Source organism: Sphaerisporangium rhizosphaerae (assembly GCF_042665155.1).
In the GTDB taxonomy this organism is placed as follows: Bacteria; Actinomycetota; Actinomycetes; order Streptosporangiales; family Streptosporangiaceae; genus Sphaerisporangium; species Sphaerisporangium rhizosphaerae.
The window spans coordinates 419,395-437,871 of the sequence record NZ_JBHTCG010000002.1 but is presented as its reverse complement, the minus strand read 5'-3'; the positions used below and the strand labels follow the sequence as shown (position 1 = coordinate 437,871).

At 73.1% G+C, this 18,477-nt stretch carries 11 protein-coding genes; 4 read left to right on the top strand and 7 right to left on the bottom strand.

Annotation, left to right across the window (positions count from 1 at the left end):
- Positions 1-259 precede the first annotated feature (259 nt).
- A complete protein-coding gene (locus ACFQSB_RS04570; protein WP_380824397.1) occupies positions 260-1,597 on the bottom strand; it encodes a hypothetical protein in 1,338 nt (445 codons plus the stop codon).
- A 230-nt stretch (positions 1,598-1,827) separates the two neighbouring features.
- Between ACFQSB_RS04570 and ACFQSB_RS04565 the strand changes: the two genes are divergently transcribed.
- Entirely contained in the window at positions 1,828-2,958 is a 1,131-nt protein-coding gene (locus ACFQSB_RS04565; protein ID WP_380824395.1) for a hypothetical protein, read from the top strand.
- Between the two features lie 170 nt (positions 2,959-3,128).
- On the top strand, positions 3,129-3,593 hold the full coding sequence (locus ACFQSB_RS04560; protein WP_380824394.1) for an ATP-binding protein: 465 nt from the start codon (positions 3,129-3,131) through the stop codon (positions 3,591-3,593).
- A gap of 219 nt (positions 3,594-3,812) precedes the next feature.
- Here ACFQSB_RS04560 and ACFQSB_RS04555 read toward each other — a convergent pair whose 3' ends face one another.
- From ACFQSB_RS04555 to pip, 5 genes are all read right to left on the bottom strand, one after another.
- Positions 3,813-6,638 carry an AfsR/SARP family transcriptional regulator gene (locus ACFQSB_RS04555; RefSeq protein WP_380824393.1) on the bottom strand — a complete coding sequence of 942 codons (2,826 nt, stop codon included), beginning with the start codon at positions 6,636-6,638 and terminating at the stop codon, positions 3,813-3,815.
- A gap of 51 nt (positions 6,639-6,689) precedes the next feature.
- Positions 6,690-7,412: a hypothetical protein gene (locus ACFQSB_RS04550; RefSeq protein ID WP_380824391.1), complete on the bottom strand. Its 723-nt coding sequence runs from the start codon at positions 7,410-7,412 to the stop codon at positions 6,690-6,692.
- Positions 7,413-7,490: 78 nt separating this feature from the next.
- Positions 7,491-7,637, bottom strand: a complete 147-nt coding sequence (locus tag ACFQSB_RS04545; protein WP_354925187.1) for a hypothetical protein — start codon at positions 7,635-7,637, stop codon at positions 7,491-7,493.
- A gap of 384 nt (positions 7,638-8,021) precedes the next feature.
- Positions 8,022-8,168 (bottom strand): hypothetical protein, encoded by a 147-nt coding sequence (locus ACFQSB_RS04540; RefSeq protein WP_380824390.1) that lies wholly within the window; start codon positions 8,166-8,168, stop codon positions 8,022-8,024.
- A 212-nt stretch (positions 8,169-8,380) separates the two neighbouring features.
- Positions 8,381-9,346: a prolyl aminopeptidase gene (gene pip, locus ACFQSB_RS04535; protein ID WP_380824389.1), complete on the bottom strand. Its 966-nt coding sequence runs from the start codon at positions 9,344-9,346 to the stop codon at positions 8,381-8,383.
- A 1,081-nt stretch (positions 9,347-10,427) separates the two neighbouring features.
- Here pip and ACFQSB_RS04530 point away from each other — a divergent pair.
- Together ACFQSB_RS04530 and ACFQSB_RS04525 are read left to right on the top strand one after the other, a co-directional pair.
- Positions 10,428-14,141 (top strand): nSTAND1 domain-containing NTPase, encoded by a 3,714-nt coding sequence (locus ACFQSB_RS04530; protein WP_380824387.1) that lies wholly within the window; start codon positions 10,428-10,430, stop codon positions 14,139-14,141.
- Between the two features lie 167 nt (positions 14,142-14,308).
- A complete protein-coding gene (locus ACFQSB_RS04525; protein ID WP_380824386.1) occupies positions 14,309-17,830 on the top strand; it encodes a WD40 repeat domain-containing serine/threonine protein kinase in 3,522 nt (1,173 codons plus the stop codon).
- A gap of 24 nt (positions 17,831-17,854) precedes the next feature.
- On the opposite strand, the gene ACFQSB_RS04520 is transcribed toward ACFQSB_RS04525, so the two are convergent.
- Positions 17,855-18,427, bottom strand: coding sequence for an ArsR/SmtB family transcription factor (locus tag ACFQSB_RS04520; RefSeq protein WP_380824385.1), 573 nt, complete (start codon positions 18,425-18,427; stop codon positions 17,855-17,857).
- Between the last annotated feature and the right edge of the window lie 50 nt (positions 18,428-18,477).

The window sequence follows — 18,477 nt, the reverse complement described above, 5'->3', positions numbered from 1 at the left end:
CCTGGATCCTGGGTGTGCCATGTTCGGGGGGCATGCGGTGTGGGTCGGGCCTACGGCTCGGGCGTTCGGGGAGGAGTTGAACGGGCGGCGGGCGCGTTTGAAGACGGCCGTTCACCACATCCTGGCCGAACTGGAGGCTGAGTTGCGATCCACGCCGAGCAAGGTCTCGCGGTCGACGGCGGCGAGCATGAGCGGCTGGTCATAGCAGTATTCACCCCCGCCGTCTCCCTCGAGGGCTCCCCGTGAGCGATCACGCAGCCTAGGACACCAGTGATGTCGGGTCCGGTGCTCGAAGACCGGAGAGAGCTTCTCGCCAGTCGGCCGTCGCCGAACCCGAGTCCGCGAGAAGATCGTCGAAATCGTGGGCCCTGACAACCACGGTGATGCTCGGTCCGGTGTGCGCGTCCCGGACGGCCGCCGTGGCGAAGTGGCACGCTTCTTCGATCTCGCCCGCCTTGGCGAGTGCACAGGCGTAGGCGAGCCGGACGAGAGCTGGATCGTTGGAGTCCTTGGCCTCGTAGCGCGCCAGTGCTCGGGTCATCGCCTCGGCCGTGCCGCCCAGGTCCCCCAGGTCGGCCCGCCCTCGTGCCTCGTAGAAGAGTTGCCGCTCTCGCTGGAAGGACAGCACTCCCGGCTGGAGCAGGTCGTCCGCGCAACGGTCCAGCGTGTACCCGGATCGGTTGATGGCGCGTTCGAACGCAGGCCTGTCGCCGAGCGAGGCGTGGGCGAGGGCGGCGAGGCCCCACATCCAGGCGATGGCCGGCGTGGCGGTGACGCTGTGTTCCAGCCGGGGCACGACCATGGCAAGAGTCGCATGGGGATCTGCCGCATACGTCGGTATGAGCGAGGTGCTGGAGAGGGCGAGATCGGCGAGGTAACGATCGCCGGCCTCGTCCGCCGCCCTGGTCGCGGTCGTGTACCACCTGCGGGCGAGCGGGAAGTGGTTGGCGCAGAACATGATTTCGCCCACCACAATGGCCAGCTTGGCGCCCACCCTGGTCAGCCTGCGTTGCGCTGCAGCGGGATGCCTCTGCGTCAGCAGTTCTCTCACACTCGCCAGATGGAGCAGCGCCTCTGGCAGCACGGTGGGAGGCGGGACATTCCGTCCAAGCCGATCCGCCTCGTTCTCCAGGTAGAGCACCCGTGCCTCGCTCACGCTGCTGGCATCGAGAACCTGCTCGAAGAGGTCGGGGGTTCGGGAGAGGGTCTCGGTGAGGCCGAGGGCCATGGTGGTGGCGCCTAGGTGGAAGACTTCTCGCCGGTTCGTGGCCGCCTCCCGGGGGTCGGGGCGCGTTGGTGCGACGCCGGAGCCTTTCCCTTCAGGGTCGTACGGCGCGAGCAGTTCCGCAACGGTGTGGCCGGGAAACATCCGTTCCAGCACCCGGCAGTGGTCGGCCTGCGGCTTGGTCTTGAGGTGGCCCTTGAGCCAGCGGCCGAACGCCTCGCGGCTCGGGGCCGAACCGATGAGGCGACGGTCGATGCCCCGCGCCACCTTCTCGTACTCCAGGCAGAACGCCCGATGCGTCTCCTGGTGACGCTTGGACAGCAACACTCTCAACAACGTCTGCCGGCCGGGCATCCGGAACACCGCCTTCACGAACCATATGGTCAACGTTCGGTAATCACTTCGCGACTTTAAGTGGCGTCGCGGGTGAAGGCCAGCCGTTTTCGGTGTCACGGCGGTCGAGGCACAGGCATGCCACATCGGTGACCGGTCGGTGCCCGTTCGCGACGCGGGAGAGCGACGCCGCCGATCGGACGAGCCTCATAGCGTCCCCGGCGAGATTCTCCCGACCCGATCCAACTCGAAGGTGCGGTCTGATTCGCATGTCCAGCTCACCGGCTCCCGTCGAGCCTTTCGCGGCCGTCCAGCGCATCCGGTATTCGGTGTGGTGTGCCGGCCTGTCCCTCGGCCTGCTTGTCACGAGCACCGTGCCGTGGCTGCCTCGTACCCATCCCTGGTCGACGGGCGAGGGGCTGACCCTGTGGGAGTTGCCAGGGTCCGTTGTCGGTTCCGTGAGCGCGTATGGCGGAGGCGCGCTCGGCATGCTGTCGCTGGCTCTCGCGCTCACCCTCCTGGCCGCTTTCCATCCCGCGCGTCCGATGGTGCTCGGAGCGCTGCTCGCGGACGCGCTCAGCTTTCTGAACACCATGTGGCTGCACCAGGCGCTCGGTGACGCCGCCCCCGGCGGCACCGCACCCGGCGTGGCCGCCGCGCTCGTCGAAACGCTGGCTCTGATACTCGGACTCGGCCTGCTCACTCTCGTCGACAGTGCCGACGAGCGAGACACCGCGCGCCGGATGACGGCGTCCGCAGGACAGAGGCTCACGGGCTCACCATGGTCGCTGGAGATCCGCCGCAGGCTGGGACACGCGGTACGCGGCGGCATGGTCTCGGTGCTGCTCATCTTCGCGAGCGCACTGCCGTGGGTGGGTCTTCGGCATCACCGCGAGTACGGTGAAGAAATCATCACCTACCTGTCCCTGTGGGACCTGGCGGGCTCCTCCGCCGGATCGGCGGTGACTCCGGCCGCCGAGACCGTCCTGTCCCTGCTGGTGGTGTCCTTCCTGCTCGTCCTGGTGGTGGCGAGCGAGCCCGACCGCTTCGTCGCCTGCTGGGCTCTGCTGTCGGCGTCTCTGACGGCGGGATCGCTGTGGTGGCTCGGCCGGGTGCTGAGCGATCTAGGACAGGTCCGACGTACCGGGGCGGTCACGTGGCTTTCAGGCCCGATGGTGACGGCCGTGCTCCTCGTCCTCAGCATGGCCGTGATCGCGCTCGTGATCATGCCTGAGGAGCGCCTCCAGCGTCATCCGGACAACCCCGGTGGTGCGGCAGTCCAGCGCCGAAGGGCACGACGGCGAGATGCGTCTGGCGGGCCGACCGCGTGGACATCGCAAGGACTCCGAAGTCTCCGAAGTCTGCGAGGGAGATGGGGGGCGGCCACCAGACGGCAGTGAGGGGTCGAGGCCGGGGACGACACGATGGTGAGGGAACGAGGACGGGAGCGAGGCCATCTGAGCGGCGTCGGTGAGCTGCCGACGGCCACGCGAAAGAGCTTGGCTTTCGCTGGGCCGCTGCCGGAACGCGGCTCGCGATCGACCCGGCCTCTTTCGTGAAGGACCAGCGAATGCCCATGTGCGAGGACGCCTTCGGCGCCGCTCCCGTCGTACGCCTGCTCGAGAGGGCGGCGTTCAGTGCCGCCGAGGGCTCGGTCCCCGAAGCGCGGAAGTGGGCGGCGAAGGTGCTGGAGGGTCATCCGCGCCGCGACGACGCTCTCCTGCTGCTGTCGGAGACGTTCACCAACGCCGTCGTGCACACCCGGTCCACCGTGATCGGGGTCGTCCTGCTCGGTGAGGAGGACCAGCGGCTGCAGGTGGAGGTGGTATCGGAAGGGGCGGAGACGCTGCCGTGCACCTGCCGCCGCGTTTCCGTCGACGCGGCCGCGCCGGCGGAGTGGGGAGAGTTGGCGGAGTCGGGCCGGGGCGTGCGTCTCGTCCGCGCCATCGCCGACCAATGGGGCTACATCGAGGACCGCCCCCGCTGCGTCGTCTGGTTCGTCCTTCACCCCCACCCGAACGCCGACCAGACATGACCTGTACTGCGACCCCGGCGCGCCGCCGGTCACCGGTTCACCACCGTACGAGGGCGCCGATACCCCCGTACACCGTCCCGCCGCCGCGGCGCGCCATCGCACGGTCACCAGGTGACGAGAGGAAGGGCGCAGCCGTCGGCGGCAAGCGGCGGGCTCGCCGCCCTGGGAGGACGCCGGTAGGCCGTACGCCTTCGGCCGTCGCGGCGCCTCAGCGCGCGGTCACGAGGTGACGAGAGGAGGGGTGGGGGCGCCGGCGGGAAGCGGCGGGGTGGGGGGCAGTTTGGCGCGGAGCAGGGTGGCGTCGGGGTGGGCGAGGTCGTCCAGGATGCTCAGGGCCTGGCGCCAGGCGTGCTGGGCGGCGGCAGGGTCGCCCATGGCCTGGTAGGCGTCGCCGAGACGGCTGAGAGTGCGGGTCTCGTAGTACATGCTGCCCGAGCGGCGGTACAGCTCCAGGGCCTGCCGGTAGCGGGTGACGGCCTCCTCGTAGTGGCCGAGTTGGTGATGGGCGTACCCGAGGCTGTCGCGGATGGTGGCCTTGCCGATCTGGTCGGGGAACTCCTCGCACAGTTCGAGGGACTTGTGGCAGTAGTACAGGGCGCGTTCGTGGTCGCCGAGCCGGGCGTGGCCCCAGCCGACGTTGTTGAGCGCGACGGCTTGGCCGGGACGATGACCGGCGGCCGTGAACAGCTCCAGGGCCCGCTCGGCGTGGTGGAGCACCAGCTCGAAGCATCCCTGCTGGTCGCTCACCCAGGTGAGGCCCTGGTTGGCGTCGGCCTCGTAGGCGAGGTCGCCGAGACGGCCGAACAGGTCGACGGCCCGGCGCAGGTGGGTGTCGGCCTGGCCGATGTGGCCGAGACCGGCATGGACCAGGGCGAGGCCACGGTGGCTATGGGCCTGCCCGGTGAGGTCGCCGCGGCGCACGGCGGCGTCGAGGACCCGGCGATAGGTCGTCATCGCCTCGTTGAGCCAGCCGCCGCGCTGGTGGAAGAAGGTGGTGGTCAGGGTGCAGACGAGCTGCCAGGCGCGCGTGGGGAACCCGGCGTCGACGGCCTGGTCGATGGCCGCGAGGATGACGGGGTACTCGGCGGCGAACCAGTCGACGGCCTGCTGTTCGGTGAGCGCCTCGGGGACGACGCCGTCCAGGGCGGGGTCCAGAGGCATCGGCGGCTGCGAGGAGAAGCGGTGGCCCGCCGAGTGCGCGGTGTGCAGGTAGTGGTCGAGCAGGCGGTGCGTCGCGCCGCGCCGTTCGGCCTCTGGGTCGTGGGTGTGGGCCAGCTCGGTGGCGTAGACGCGCAGCAGGTCGTGCAGGGTGTAGCGCCCGGGGGTGTACTCGGTGACGAGTTGCGCGCGCGTGAGTTCGGCCAGCAGCGCGCGGGTGCGCCGTACCGGCAGGCCGGCCAGGCTGACCGCGACGCCGCCCGCGACGTACCGGCCGGGGTGCAGGCCGAGCAGCCGGAACAGCCGGGCCGCGTCCGGGCTGAGGGTGCGGTACGACCAGGAGAAGGTGGTGCGCACGTTGCTCGCCGGGTCGCCGCCGTCGAAGGCGTCGAGGTCTCCGTGGGCCTCGCGCAGCTCGTCGGCGAGGGCGGCGAGCGGGAAGGTCGGGTTGGTGGCGGCGCGGGCGGCCACGATGGCGAGTGCGAGGGGGAGGCGGGCGCACAGGTCACCGATGCGGTCGACGGCGCGTGCCTCGGCGGCGACCCGGCCCGCGCCGAGGCGGCGCGCCATCAGCTCGCGAGACTCGGCGGCGGACAGCAGGTCGAGGCTGATCGGCTGGGCTCCTTCGACGGCGACGAGCCCGGCCATCTGGTCGCGGCTGGTGACCACCGTGAGGCATCCGGGGTCGCCGGGCAGCAGGGGCCGCACCTGGTCGGCGTCCCGCGCGTTGTCGAGCAGGACGAGCACGCGCTTGCCGGCGAGCAGGCTGCGGTAGAGGCTGAACCGCGCGGCCTCGCCGGCGGGGATGCGCTGCCCGGACACTCCGAACGCCTCCAGGAACCCGCAGACGGCCTCGGCGGGGGTCATCATCGAGCTCTCCGGGTCGAAGCCGCGCAGGTTCACATACAGCTGCCCGTCGGGGAAGCGGTCGCGGACGCGGTGCCCCCAGTGCACGGCGAGCGACGTCTTGCCCACGCCGGCGCCGCCGCCGATCGCGGCGACGACGGCGGTGGACGGCCCGCCGTCGCGCGGCAGCAGCGCGTCGAGGCGGGCGAGGGGGCCGGCGCGGCCGACGAACGATATGACGTCGGCGGGCAGCTGCCTCGGGGTGATGGCGCCGAAACCGGGCAGTTCGGCGCCGACGCCGGCGTCGCGGTCGCGGTGGCGCAGCAGCCGCAGCTGGGTGTCGCGGAGCAGCGCGCCGGGCTCGATGCCGAGCTCGGAGGTGAGGCGCTCGCGGGCGGCGGCGTACACCTCCAGCGCTTCGGGAGTGCGCCCGCAGTGGTGCAGCGCCAGCATCAGCAACGATTGGAGACGCTCCCTGAACGGGTTCTCCTCTGCGGCGCGGCGCAACTCGCCGACGGCGTGGATGTGCCACCCGGCGTCGAGCTGGGCGTGGAAATAGTCCTCCAGCGCGCTGAGCCGCCGTTCGCGCAACGCGGGGCCTTCGAGCGCCAGGAGCGGCTCGGTGACGCCGCCGAGCGCGGCGCCCTGCCACATCGCCAGCGCGGCGCGCAGCCGGTGGGCGGCGGAGTCGGCCTGGCCGGCGGCCAGCTCGGCGTGGGCCCCGGCGACGGCGTCGTCGAAGGCGTCGAGGTCGAGCTCCCCCGGGCGCATCTGCAGGAGGTAACCGGGGCGGCGCCGGACGATCGCGTCACGGCCGATGATCTTGCGCAGGTCGGAGATGTGGACGTGGAGCTGCCCGCGGACGCTGGGCGGGGGGTCCTCGCCCCACACATGGTCGAACAGCCGCTCCTCGGCCACCACCCGGTTGGCGTTCAGCAGCAGGGCGGCCAGCACCGCCCGTTGTTTGGGACCGCCGAGACGCAGCGGCCCGTCCGCGCCGGACACCGTGACCGGCCCCAGCAGCTGATAGCGGAAACGCACCCGGTGAGCCCCTTCTTCGGCCTGCGCCAAGGCTACTGGGGTCACCTGGTCTCATGCGCGTCGTCGGCGCGAGACCTCCCGGCGGTAGCCTCCGGGGCTGTCGTCGTCGCGGACGGAGAACGCGTCGGAGATCATCTTGGCGGTCTCCGCGCGGCTTTCGTCGCTCACCGGCACGAACTCGGTCTGCCGGAGCAGTTTGCCCTGGTAGGCCGCGCAGGGCACCGGCTGGACGGCGAACAGCGGCATCCTGCGCGAGAGCTGGACGACTTCGTCGGTGCGACGGAAGCGCAGGTTGCCCAGGACGGGGCCGTGCCACCAGCCGGTCTCCAGGATGCCGTCCTGCACCTCGTAGGTGATGCTGCCGGGCAGGTTGGGCACGCCGCGCACCAGGAGGCTCCATTCGGGCGGTGTGACGGCCACCAGACCGGTCCAGATCTGCAGCAGGCCGGGCTCGGGAGGGGTGGAGAAGACCGGCAGCCCGAGGAAGGCGTCGTCGGTGGGCTCCGCGCCGGTCAGCCGGATCAGCGTCTGCGCGGCGATGGTGGTCAGCGGCATCCAGTCGTCCGCGTTCTCCATCAGCCAGTGGAACGCGGCGCCGTCCCACTTGATGTAGCAGTCCACCGGCGGGTACAGGTACCAGCCGTAGCCGGAGGCGGCGCGGAAGGGCTCGCAGTACGAGACGGCGCGGAAGGGCGGCGTTCCGAGCGCCGACGGGTCGGCGGCCGTCGGGGGGACGACGCCGTCGAAGCAGGCGCGGAACGAGAAGGACGTCATGGGGAGGGTGACCTTCACGAGACGGGAGGCCCTCCGGCCTCGGGATCTTGGGGTTCCCGGGGCCGGAGGACCCGTGGATCAGTGCTGCTCGGCGTCCGCGAAGGCGAGTTCCTTCGGGCTGCGGGGGGCGTTCCAGGTGATGCTCATGCGGATGGGGAGCGTCAGAGAGTCCCGCAGGATCCGGGTCTCGGCGCTGCGCGTGGACTTCGTGGAACCGTGTGTCATGGGCTTCTCCTCAGAAGGTCGCCCGGGTGGCGGAAACCTCCGGCCGGGTGGCCGGCCGGCGGGTCGAGACCGCGGTCCACGGCGCGGCTGGGGAACCGGGCCGTGGTGCGGGTTCTGCCGGACGAGACCGTCGCCTCGGACCGGCCGGGGAAGGCGGGCCGAGTACGGGATCGTGATAACGAGACCGTCGCCTAGGACCGGCTGGGGAAGGCGGGCCAGGTACGGGTTCGTATGGACGGGACCGTGGGCCTCGGACCGGCTGGGGAGGGCGGCCGGGGTCGCGGTTTCGCCGGGGCGTGGAGGCGGCGGCGGTGGAGTCCGCCTTCGGGATGAGGGTTCCCGGCCCTGTGAGCGTGGGAGGGCCCAGGGCCGGGAACGTCTGCGTCAGCGCCCTTCGGCGCCCGTCACGGCGAGTTCCCTGGAGCCGCGGGGAGCATTCCAGACGATGCTCATGCGGATGGGGACGACCAGCGCGTCCCGCAGCACCTGGGTCTCGGAGTTCCGCTCGCCTGATGTCTGCCCGTTCGCCATTGGAACCTCCGGTGCGGTGGTGAGAACTTCCCGGCCATCGTGGCGCGGCGGTCTTCGAAAACGCTTCGGAAGATCTTCGGGGCGTCCCGGAGAGCGCCGAAGGCCTCGGACGGCCGGAGAACGGACGGAAGGCGACGGACGGACGACGACGGACGGACGGACGACGGACGACGACGGACGACGGTGGGCGTTGAAGCGGCGGGGCGGCGGGGTCAGGCGGGTTTGCGGGCGAACTGGTCGGTGGTGGTGATGAGGCGGTCGAGGATGGCCGGTTCGGAGTAGGCGTGGCCGGCGTCGGGGACCATGTGGAACTCGGCTTCGGGCCAGGCGCGGTGCAGGTCCCAGGCGGTTCTGGCCGGGGTGCACATGTCGTAGCGGCCCTGAACGATGACGCAGGGGATGTGCCTGATCTTGTCGACGTCGCGCAGCAGCTGCTCGTCCTCGAGGAAGCCGTTGTTGACGAAGTAGTGGCATTCGATGCGGGAGAAGGCCACCGCGTAGTCGTCCTCGCCGTGGGTGGCGATGATGTCCGGGTTCGGGCGCACGGTGATCGTGGAACCTTCCCAGACGCTCCACGCGCGGGCGGCGGGCAGCCGTACGTCCGGGTCGGGGTCGTTGAGCCGGCGGTGGAAGGCGCCGATGAGGTCGCCGCGTTCGTCGTGCGGGATCGGCGCGATGTAGCTCTCCCACAGATCGGGGTAGACCAGCGAGGCGCCCTCCTGGTAGAACCACCGCAGTTCCAGGGGCCGGAGCGTGAAGATGCCGCGCAGCACGAGCTCGGTCACCCGGCCGGGGTGGGTCTGGGCGTAGGCGAGGGAGAGGGCGCTGCCCCACGAGCCGCCGAAGACCTGCCAGCGCTCGATGCCGAGATGCTCACGCAGGCGTTCCATGTCGGCGACGAGGTTCCACGTGGTGTTGTGCTCCAGAGACACGGCGGGGTCGCTCGCGTGCGGCAGGCTGCGCCCGCAGTTGCGCTGGTCGAACAGCACGATGCGGTAGGCCTCGGGGTCGAACTGGCGGCGGTGGTCGGGGGTGCAGCCACCACCCGGCCCTCCGTGCACCATGACCACGGGCCTGCCGTCGGGGTTGCCGCAGACCTCCCAGTAGACCTGGTCGCCGTCGCCGGCGTCGAGCATGCCGGAGTCGTAGGGTTCGAGCGGTGGATAGAGCGTCCTCATGACCAGCCATCTTGGCAGTGCGCCGCCCCGGACGCCGCACGGGCACGCCCACCCGGGAGCGCACGGCGAATGACCCACCGCACCATCTTCGACCTGGTCGGACGCCCGTACGGCGACTCGAACGTGGACCACCTCCGCCTTGTCGTGGATCCGGTGGACCGGCGGCGGGTGATCTGATCGGGCGTCCGCACCGTGCTGGAGGGGCCGGTCCGCCGCTTCGGGAGACCTGTCAACGGCCGGTGCGGGCCTGTGGATTTATACGATATTTCCCCCCATCGGCCCTCTTTGCCGTCGCTTATCACCCACAAATCGATTTAGCAGCATAAAACCGCCACACGGCCTCACCCCCGGTTCTCGGGAGGTATCGAGACCGGGGGCGAGGCCGTGTGAGGCAGGACGGAAACGGCCAGACGCGCCGCCCCGGGGAAGCCCCCCGGCTTGGCCGGGATGGCGGGGAGGGCGCCTGTCTTCCGTCCTTGGGCTCGCACCGGCCGAGCAGGAGGGGGTTGCCCGAGGCGGTGCGGTGCCTTCCAGGGTGGCTTCGTGTAGGTCGCCCTCCGCGAGGGCGACCGTGGATGATCCCGCTTCAGGTGCGACCGGCGCGGCACCTCGTTCCACCGCCGTGCCCTTGTGGTGGCACGGCGTCCGGCACACGGGCCCCTTTCGCGCGGGCGAGCCGGGGACATCTCGCGCCCTCGCTCCGTGAGCTGGAGTGGAACGTGTCAGGCCGTGCCCGTGGACGGGCGCGGCCGGCGCCGGGGGCACCGTCGCGGGATCGCGCATCTCGGTCCCGCCCGGGGTGGCGGGCAGGCCGCGCGGCCCGCCCGGCATGACGGACGGATGAAGGCGAACTCGCCGGCCCCGGCGGAGCACGCCGCGAACGCCAAGGTGAACCCGGGCACGAAAGCGATCATTCCCCTCATTCGCATGGTGGTCTTCTCGCCTCCATTCCGGTTCACACCAATCCAGCACCGCGTGCCATTACTCCCAGCGAGCGGCATCGCTATCGGTATAGTCGGCCATGGGTTGTCCAGCGAGGGTTTGCCCCACTGGACAAACAACACGCACGGGGAGCGCAGGTATGGGACGTCCGGAACGCGAGCTCGATCCGGACAAGGATCTGCTGCACGCCTTCGCCTTCGAACTGCGGCGATTACGCGAGGCCGCGGGACGGCCGAGCTACCGGCGGTTGTCCGGCCAGGCGAACTTCTCGGTGACGGCCCTGTCGGAGGCCGCCGGCGGCAACGTCCTGCCGAGCCTGCCGGTGACCCTCGCCTACGTCCGGGCCTGCGGCGGCGACGTCCAGGAGTGGGAGGAGCGCTGGCGCAAGCTCGCCGACGAGCTGGCCCGGCGCGAGGACGACCAGCCCGCCCGCCCCGCCGACGACGCTCCCTACCGTGGGCTCGCGGCCTTCGGCCCCGAGCACGCCGACCTGTTCTTCGGGCGCGAACGGCTGGTGGCGGACCTGTGCGCGCGGCTCGCCGCCTCGCCGCTGCTGGCGGTCTTCGGGGCTTCGGGGGCGGGGAAGTCCTCGCTGCTGCGCGCCGGGCTGCTGCCGGCCGTCGCCGCCGGGGGCGTGGCCGGCGGTGAACACTGGCCGGTCGTCGCGCTGACGCCCGGCGAGCACCCGCTGGAGGCGCTCCGCCTGCGCCTGGCGGCCCGGACCGCCACCCCCGCCGACCTGCCGTCCGCCGTGGCGCGGATGCTCGGCGAGCGGCCGGAGCAGGCCCGCCTGCTGCTGGTGGTCGACCAGTTCGAGGAGGTCTTCACCCTCTGCCGGGACGAGCGGGAGCGCGCGGAGTTCGTCGCGCTGGTGGTCGCCATGAGCGGCGAGCCGCGGGCGCGGGTCGTGCTCGGCGTGCGCGCCGACTTCTACGCCCACTGCGCCGGCCACGCCGACCTGGTGGCCGCCATGCGCGACCGTCAGGTGCTGGTCGGCCCGATGGAGGAGGAGGACCTGCGGCGGGCCATCACCGGGCCCGCCGAGCGGGTGGGCGGAAAGGTGGCCCCCGAGCTGGTCGACATCATGGTCACCGAGGTGGGCGAGCAGTCCGGCGCGCTGCCCCTGATCTCGCACACGCTGCTGGAGACCTGGCGGCGGCGGCGCGGCTCCTCGCTGACCGTGACCGGCTACCGCGCGGCGGGCGGGGTGCGCGGGGCGATCGCGATGACGGCCGAGCGGGTCTACGGCGAGCTGCCGGACGAGCGGCGGCACCTGGTGCGGCGGGTGATGCTGCGTCTGATCGCCCCCGGCGACGGAACCGAGGACACCCGGCGGCGGGCCCGACGCGCGGAGCTGGTGAGCGGCCCGGACAGCGCCGCGGTGGCGGCCGTGCTGGACCGGCTGATCGAGGGGCGGCTGGTGACCGCCGGCCAGGACAGCGTGACCATCGCCCACGAGGCGCTGATCCGGACCTGGCCGCGGCTGCGCTCCTGGCTGGCCGAGGACCGCGAGCTGCTGCGCGCCCACCGCAAGCTGACCGAGGCGGCCGCGGAATGGGACCAGCACGGCCGCGACGCGGCGTTCCTGTACCGGGGGGCGCGGCTCGCGCACTGGGACGGCCGGTCGCTGGAGGGGCTCAACGACCTCGAACGCGACTTCCTCGCGGCGGGCCGGCGGCAGCAGGCCGGCGAGCGCGGCGCGGTCCGGCGGCGGGTCGTCCTGGCGCTGAGCGGCCTGACCTGCGCCGTCATCGCGGTGAGCGTGCTGGCGGCCATGGCGCTCATGCAGGCCGGGGAGATCAGCACTCAGCGCGACGTCGCGGTGTCGCGGCAGCTCGCGGCCGAGTCGCGCACGCAGTCGCAGTTCGACCCGGAGGGGGCGCTGCGGCAGGCGCGGCGGGCGTACGCGGTCCGTCCCACCGGCGAGGCGGAGACCGCGCTGCGCCAGGCGCTGGTCGACGACCGCATGCTGATGTCGCTGCCCGGCCTCACCGGCCGGCAGATGGGGGTGACCTGGAGCGCCAGGGGCGCCCACGTGGCGGCGACCGCCTCGGACGGCACGGTGCGCGTGTGGTCGTGCGACCCCCGCACCGGGCTGCCGTCCGGCGTCCCGCTCGTGCTGACCGGGCACCAGGGCGACGTGCACAGCCCCGCCTTCAGCCCGGACGGGCGCCGGCTCGCCACCGCGGGCTCGGACGGCACGGTGCGGGTGTGGTCACTGGACGGCTCCGCCCCGCCGGTCGTGCTGACCGGCCACCACAAGACGGTGTGGAACGTGGCGTTCAGCCCGGACGGGCGGCGGGTCGCCAGCACCGGCGAGGACGGCACCGTGCGCGTCCAGGACTCCGGCGGCGCGGGCGGGGCGGTGGTGCTGCGCGGGCACGAGGGTCCGGTGGAGGGCGTCGCCTTCAGCCCGGACGGCCACCGCCTGGCCACCGGCGGCCACGACCGCACGGTGCGCCTGTGGGACCTCGGCACGGGGAAGGCCACGGCGGTGCTGCGCGGCCACGACGGCGCGGTCAAGACCGTGCGGTTCAGCCCGGACGGCACACGGGTGGCCAGCGCCGGCGCCGGCGTCGACGGCACGGCGCGCGTCTGGCCGGCCGGCGGGCACGGCGACCCGGTGGTGCTCCGCGGCCATGACGGCACGGTGGAGGGCCTGGACTTCAGCCCCGACGGCCACTGGCTCGCGACCACCAGCGACGACTCCACCGTGCGGGTGTGGAGCTCGGACGGCGGCGGCCATCCGCTGGTGCTGCGCGGCCACCAGCGGGTGGTGTGGAGCGTGGCGTTCAGCCCGGACGGGGCGCGACTGGTCTCCGGCGGCGAGGACGGCACGGTGCGGGTCTGGTCCCTGCGCGACGGCTCGACCATTCTGCGCGGTCACCGTGGCGCCGTGTGGTCGGCGGCCTTCCTGCCCGGCGGGCGGCGGATCGTCAGCGGCGGCGAGGACGGCGAGGTCGGCCTCTGGGATCTGTCGACCGGGCGGCGGCGGGTGCTCGGCGGCGGCCACCCCGGTGAGGTGCCCGGCGGCGGCCACGGTGAGGTGGCCGGCGGCCGTCGCGGCGAGGTGCTGGGCGTCACCGCCGCTCCCGACGGCCGGCACGTGGCGAGCGCGGGCCGGGACGGCACCGTGCGCATATGGGATGTGGACGGGGCCGCGCCGCCGGTCGTCCTGCGCGGGCACAGCGGCGTGGTGTGGACGGTGTCCTTCAGCCCGGACATGCGCCGCGTCGCCACCGCCGGCATCGACGGCACTCTGCGCGTCTGGTCCGCCGACGGCTCGGGCCCGGCCCTGGTCCGCAAGGCCGACGAGGGCCAGATCCGGTTCGCGGCGTTCAGCCCGGACGGGCGCCACATCGCCACGGGCGGCCAGGACGGCACTGTGCGGGTGTGGGACACCACCGGCGAGGCCCCGCCCGTGGTGCTGCGCGGCCATCAGGGGCTGGTCTGGTCGGTGGCGTTCAGCCCGGACGGCCGCCGCGTGGCGAGCGCCGGCAGCGACGGCACCGTCCGGGTCTGGCCGGCGGACGGGCGGGGCACGCCGCTGGTGCACCGGGCCCACCAGGGCATGGTGTGGTACGTGGCCTTCAGCGCCGACGGCCGCTGGGTGGCCTCGGCCGGGCACGACGCCACAGTGCGCGTGTGGCGGTCGGACACGGCCGGCCAGCCGCTGACCTTCTCCGGGTTCGGCGCGAGCGTCGAGAGCGTCTCGTTCGCCGAGGACGGCCGGCGGATGCTCACCACGCACGACGACGGAACCGTGCGCGTGTGGAACTGTGACGCGTGCGCGCCGACCGGCGGCCTGCTGCGCCAGGTGGACCGCGTGCTCGCCGGTCCCGCCGGCCGGTAGACCGGCTCTGCGACCATGGACCGGCCGGAAGAACGCGGACCTCGGCCACGAACCGGGCAGAAAGACCGGTCCGCGGCCCGGAGGCCGGATGGAAGAACCTCGCGCCGCTCGCGCGCATCTAATGCCGTGTCGTGCCTGCGGGGCGATGCGGAGACAGGGGGCGGCACATGACGGAAAGGCTGAGCCCGGACGATCCGGAGCGCCTGGGCAGCTACTGGCTGGCGGGACGGCTGGGCGCCGGCGGCCAGGGCGTGGTCTACGAGGCCTACGACGAGGAGGGCCGCCGCGTCGCGCTCAAGGTGGTGCACGGCGGCGCGGCCGGCGACCCGGAGCTGCGGGACCGTTTCGGCCGGGAGGCCTCGGCGGCGCGGCGGGTGGCCTCCTTCTGCACGGCCCGGGTGATCGCCGCCGAGCTGGACGGCGAGCGGCCGTTCATCGTCAGCGAGTACGTGGAGGGGCCGAGCCTGCGCCGCGCGGTGCGGGACGGGCGCGCCTTCACCGGCGACGACCTGCACCGCCTGGGCACGGCGGTCGCGACCGCGCTGGCGGCCGTCCACGAGGCCGGAGTGGTCCACCGCGACCTCAAGCCCGACAACGTGCTGCTCGGCCCGGACGGGCCGCGCGTGATCGACTTCGGCATCGCCCGGACGCTGGAGATGTCGCTGACCACGACCGGGCTGGTGGCCGGCACGCCGACGTACATGGCCCCCGAGGTGTTCACCGGGCAGCGCGCGGGGGCGCCCGCCGACGTGTTCGCCTGGGGCGGCGTCATGCTGTTCGCCGCCACCGGCGAGGACCCGTTCAAGGCCGAGAGCCTGGGCGGGGTCATGCACCGGGTGCTGTCGGTGGACCCCGACCTGGACGTCCTGCCCGCCTCCCTGCGCCCGCTGGTCGCAGCGGCCCTGCGTAAGGAGCCGCAGAACCGTCCCACCGCGACCGACCTGCTGCTCGGGCTGATCAGCGGCGGGGAGGGCGCCGGCACGGCCCGGCTGCTGGAGCGGGGCAGCGCGGCGGCGGGACGGGTCGGCCCGGCGCAGGCGCGCGATCCCGCCCTGGGCACGCTCGCCGAGGACGCCTACGGCATGCTCTCCCCGGCCGAGCGCGACCTGGCGCCGGAGGTCTTCCTGCGCATGGTGGCGATCGGCCCGGACGGGGAGCCGGTCACCCGCCCGGCGCGGGCCGACGAACTACCGGCGGGCGCCGGGAACGTGCTGCGCGTGTTCGCCTACGTGCTCTCGCACCAGGACGGAGAGGTGCGGCTCGTCCGCCCGGCGCTGCTGGGCGCGTGGCCGAGGCTGCGTTCCTGGGTGCGGGATGAGCACGAGGGCCTGCCGGTCCACGCCGGCATCCTGGCGCAGGCGCGGCAGTGGGACGAGCACGGCCGCCGCGACGGCGATGTGCTGCAGGGCGGCCGCCTCGACGCCGCCGTGCGGTGGGCCGCCACCGGGCGCCGCCGGCTCACCCTCAACCCGCTCGAACGCGACTTCCTGGACGCCTCCGCCGCGCTGACCCGCCGGCGCGCGCGCCGCCGCCGCCTGCTCACCGCGGCCCTGGCCGTCCTGCTCGTGGTGTCGCTCGCGGCCGGGGGCCTCGCGGTCTACCAGGGCGCCCGCGTCGCCGAGCAGCGCGACCAGATCACCGCGCAGCGCGACCAGGCCAAGGGCCGTGAGCTGGCCTTCCTGTCCGGCACCCTGCGCACCGCCGACCCGGCCGCCGCGATGCTCCTCAGCGTCGCCGCGTACCGCCTGGACGGCGGCGCCGAGGCCCGTTCCAGCCTGATGTCCTCCCTCCACCAGCCGGAAACGGCCGTGTTCACCGAACCGCCCGTGCGTGACTCTCCGTCCAGGGCGCTGAGCGGGGACGGGCGGCTGATGGTCAGCGTGTCGCCGGGCGAGATCCGCCTCTACGACCTGGCGCGGGGCCGGCTGATCAGGCGCGTCCCCACACCGGCGACGCGCGGGCTGGACGTGCGGGAGGTCGCGCTGAGCTCGGACGGGCGGCTGGTGGCGATCTCCACAGCGGACGTCCTCATCGTGTGGGACCTGCGGGCGGGCAGGGTGCGCGGCCGGTTGCGGCTGCCGGGCGGGCCGCTCTGGACCCGGGTGGCGTTCGGGACCGGCGGGTCCACGCTCACCCTCGTGGACGACGACAGCGAGCCTTATGTCTGGGACCTCGCGACGGGCCGCACCTACGGCCGCCGCCACTGGAGGGGCTCAGGCCCGGTCGTGTCGGACAAGGCGCACCTGGCGGCGCTGGTCGGCGTGGAGAACGGCCTGAGGGCCTACCGGCTGCCGGGCGGCACGGAGGACCGGCGCTTCCGCGAGGCCTGCCCGAGCGACACCGGTGTGGCGGCCTTCAGCGCGGACGGCGCGACCCTGGCGTGTGCCGGGTGGACCGTCAGGCTGGTCACCACGGGCACCGGCAAGCGCATCCCCTACCACGAGGACGAGGACTGGCGCTGGCCCGAGGGCGGGGCGCTGGCAGCCGGCGGGAGCCTCGGGCTGCGGTTCAGCCCCGACGGGCGGTTCCTGCTTGGCTTCGCCGACCGCGACATCACGGTGTGGCGGGTGGCCGACCAGCGGCGGATCTTCTCCTACCGGGCCGACGGCGAGGTCGACAACGCGAGCCTGGGCTCCGACGGCCGCACCCTGCGCTTCCTGATGGACGGCACGGTCGTCACCCTCGACGTCCGGCCGCGCGTCACCACGACCGGCCCCGGAGGGAAGGTCTTCAAGACGGGCCTGAGCCCGGACGCCCGGTGGATGTCCGCCGAGCTCTCCGACTCCACCCCGATCCGGCTGTGGGACGTGCGGCGGCGCCGGTACGCCGGGGTGTTTCCCGGCACGGCCGATTCCGGCGTGCCCGCCGATTTCGACCCCCGAGGCCGGACGGCGGTCACCGTCACCGGCGGCACGCTGCGCGCCTTCGACATCCCGTCGCTCAGACCGCTGTGGAGCCACAGGCTCCCCTCCGGATTCGACTCGGTGGGCGGCGTCTTCAGCCAGGACGGCGCGACCTACGCCGCGGTCCTCACCGCCCTCAACGGGTCGGCCGAGTTCCCCCTGCTGGAATGGGACGCCCGCACGGGGCGGCTGATCAGGACGCTGCGACCGGCCGCCGGCCCGGGCGCGATCGCCTTCACCCCCGGTGGGCGCACGATCGCCACGTCCGCCGGGCGGCTGCTCGACGCCGTCTCCGGCGCGCAGGTGGGCCCGCCGTTCAACAGCGCGCCGTCGCTGGGCGTGCTCGCGGTCAGCCCGGCGGGCGGGCTGCTCGCCTCGGGCGGCGGCGCGGGGCGCGTGGCGCTGTACGACACGCGGACGAGGTCGGCGGTGCCGCCGGTGCTGCGCGGGGTGGCCGAGCCCATCGCGCTCATGTCCTTCTCCCCGGACGGGCGGCTGCTGGCCACGGTGAGCGAGTCCAGGACGGTGCAGTTGTGGGACGTGGACGCCAAGCGGCGGATCGGCGTGCCGGTCAAACTGTTCGGCGACTTCGCCATGAGCATGGCGTTCGACCCGGACGGTTCGGCCCTGACGATCTCCGACCAGAGCGGCACGCTCTACCGGCTGCCCGCCGGGGCCGGGGCGGCCGCGACGGCGGTGTGCGCGCGGGCCGGCCGCACCCTCACCCGCGCGGAGTGGACCCGCTACCTCCCCGGCATCCCCTACCGGGACGTCTGCCGCTCCTGACCGTACTGTGCGCCCGCCAGGGCCTCATTCGACGGCGGGGTCGTCGGCGGGAAGGGTGAAAAGGCGGACATATACCGGCCTGGCGCCCGGCGGCGCGGTCTCGGGGCGGTGGGTGTGCGCCTTGAGCAGGGTGATGTACGCCTCGTAGAACCGCGCGAAGTCCTCTTTGGTCATCCATCCGAAGCCTCGTGATCCGGTGGCCCATTCGGGGTCGCGCGCGTGGACCTCGGGGAAGCGCTCGAACAGCAGGCGGTCCTCCTCCATGCCCAACCGGTGGAACTCGGCCAGGACGGGACGGTCCTCGGGGGCGAGCCGGTCGGGTGTGGGGAGCCGGATGTCCCCCCGGCCTCCGGCGGTGCGCCACCAGCGCTCACGGCCCGCCGAGCGCTCGGGGATCTCCTCGATGAAGCCGTACTTCTCCAGCTGGCGCAGGTGATAGCTGGTCGTGCCGGTCTTGGCGCCGAGCAGCTCGCCCAGCGTGGTGGAGGTCGCCGGGCCGTACATGTTGAGGTGGCGCAGCATGCGGCGCCGCATGGGATGGGCCAGGGCCTTCAGCCGCGCGGGGTCGTCGAGCAGGAACGGCTCGTCATCCTTCATGAGGAGCAGCCTAATACCGCAGAAGGATATCTGCAGATGCTCCTTTGCCG

What these genes read in the sequence shown, in the direction of transcription:
- ACFQSB_RS04565 (WP_380824395.1), top strand. Translation starts at nt 1,828, where the DNA reads ATGTCCAGCTCACCGGCTCCCGTCGAGCCTTTCGCGGCCGTCCAGCGC.
- ACFQSB_RS04560 (WP_380824394.1), top strand. Translation starts at nt 3,129, where the DNA reads ATGCCCATGTGCGAGGACGCCTTCGGCGCCGCTCCCGTCGTACGCCTG.
- ACFQSB_RS04550 (WP_380824391.1), bottom strand. Translation starts at nt 7,412, where the DNA reads ATGACGTCCTTCTCGTTCCGCGCCTGCTTCGACGGCGTCGTCCCCCCG.
- ACFQSB_RS04545 (WP_354925187.1), bottom strand. Translation starts at nt 7,637, where the DNA reads ATGACACACGGTTCCACGAAGTCCACGCGCAGCGCCGAGACCCGGATC.
- ACFQSB_RS04540 (WP_380824390.1), bottom strand. Translation starts at nt 8,168, where the DNA reads ATGGCGAACGGGCAGACATCAGGCGAGCGGAACTCCGAGACCCAGGTG.
- pip (WP_380824389.1), bottom strand. Translation starts at nt 9,346, where the DNA reads ATGAGGACGCTCTATCCACCGCTCGAACCCTACGACTCCGGCATGCTC.
- ACFQSB_RS04530 (WP_380824387.1), top strand. Translation starts at nt 10,428, where the DNA reads ATGGGACGTCCGGAACGCGAGCTCGATCCGGACAAGGATCTGCTGCAC.
- ACFQSB_RS04525 (WP_380824386.1), top strand. Translation starts at nt 14,309, where the DNA reads ATGACGGAAAGGCTGAGCCCGGACGATCCGGAGCGCCTGGGCAGCTAC.
- ACFQSB_RS04520 (WP_380824385.1), bottom strand. Translation starts at nt 18,427, where the DNA reads ATGAAGGATGACGAGCCGTTCCTGCTCGACGACCCCGCGCGGCTGAAG.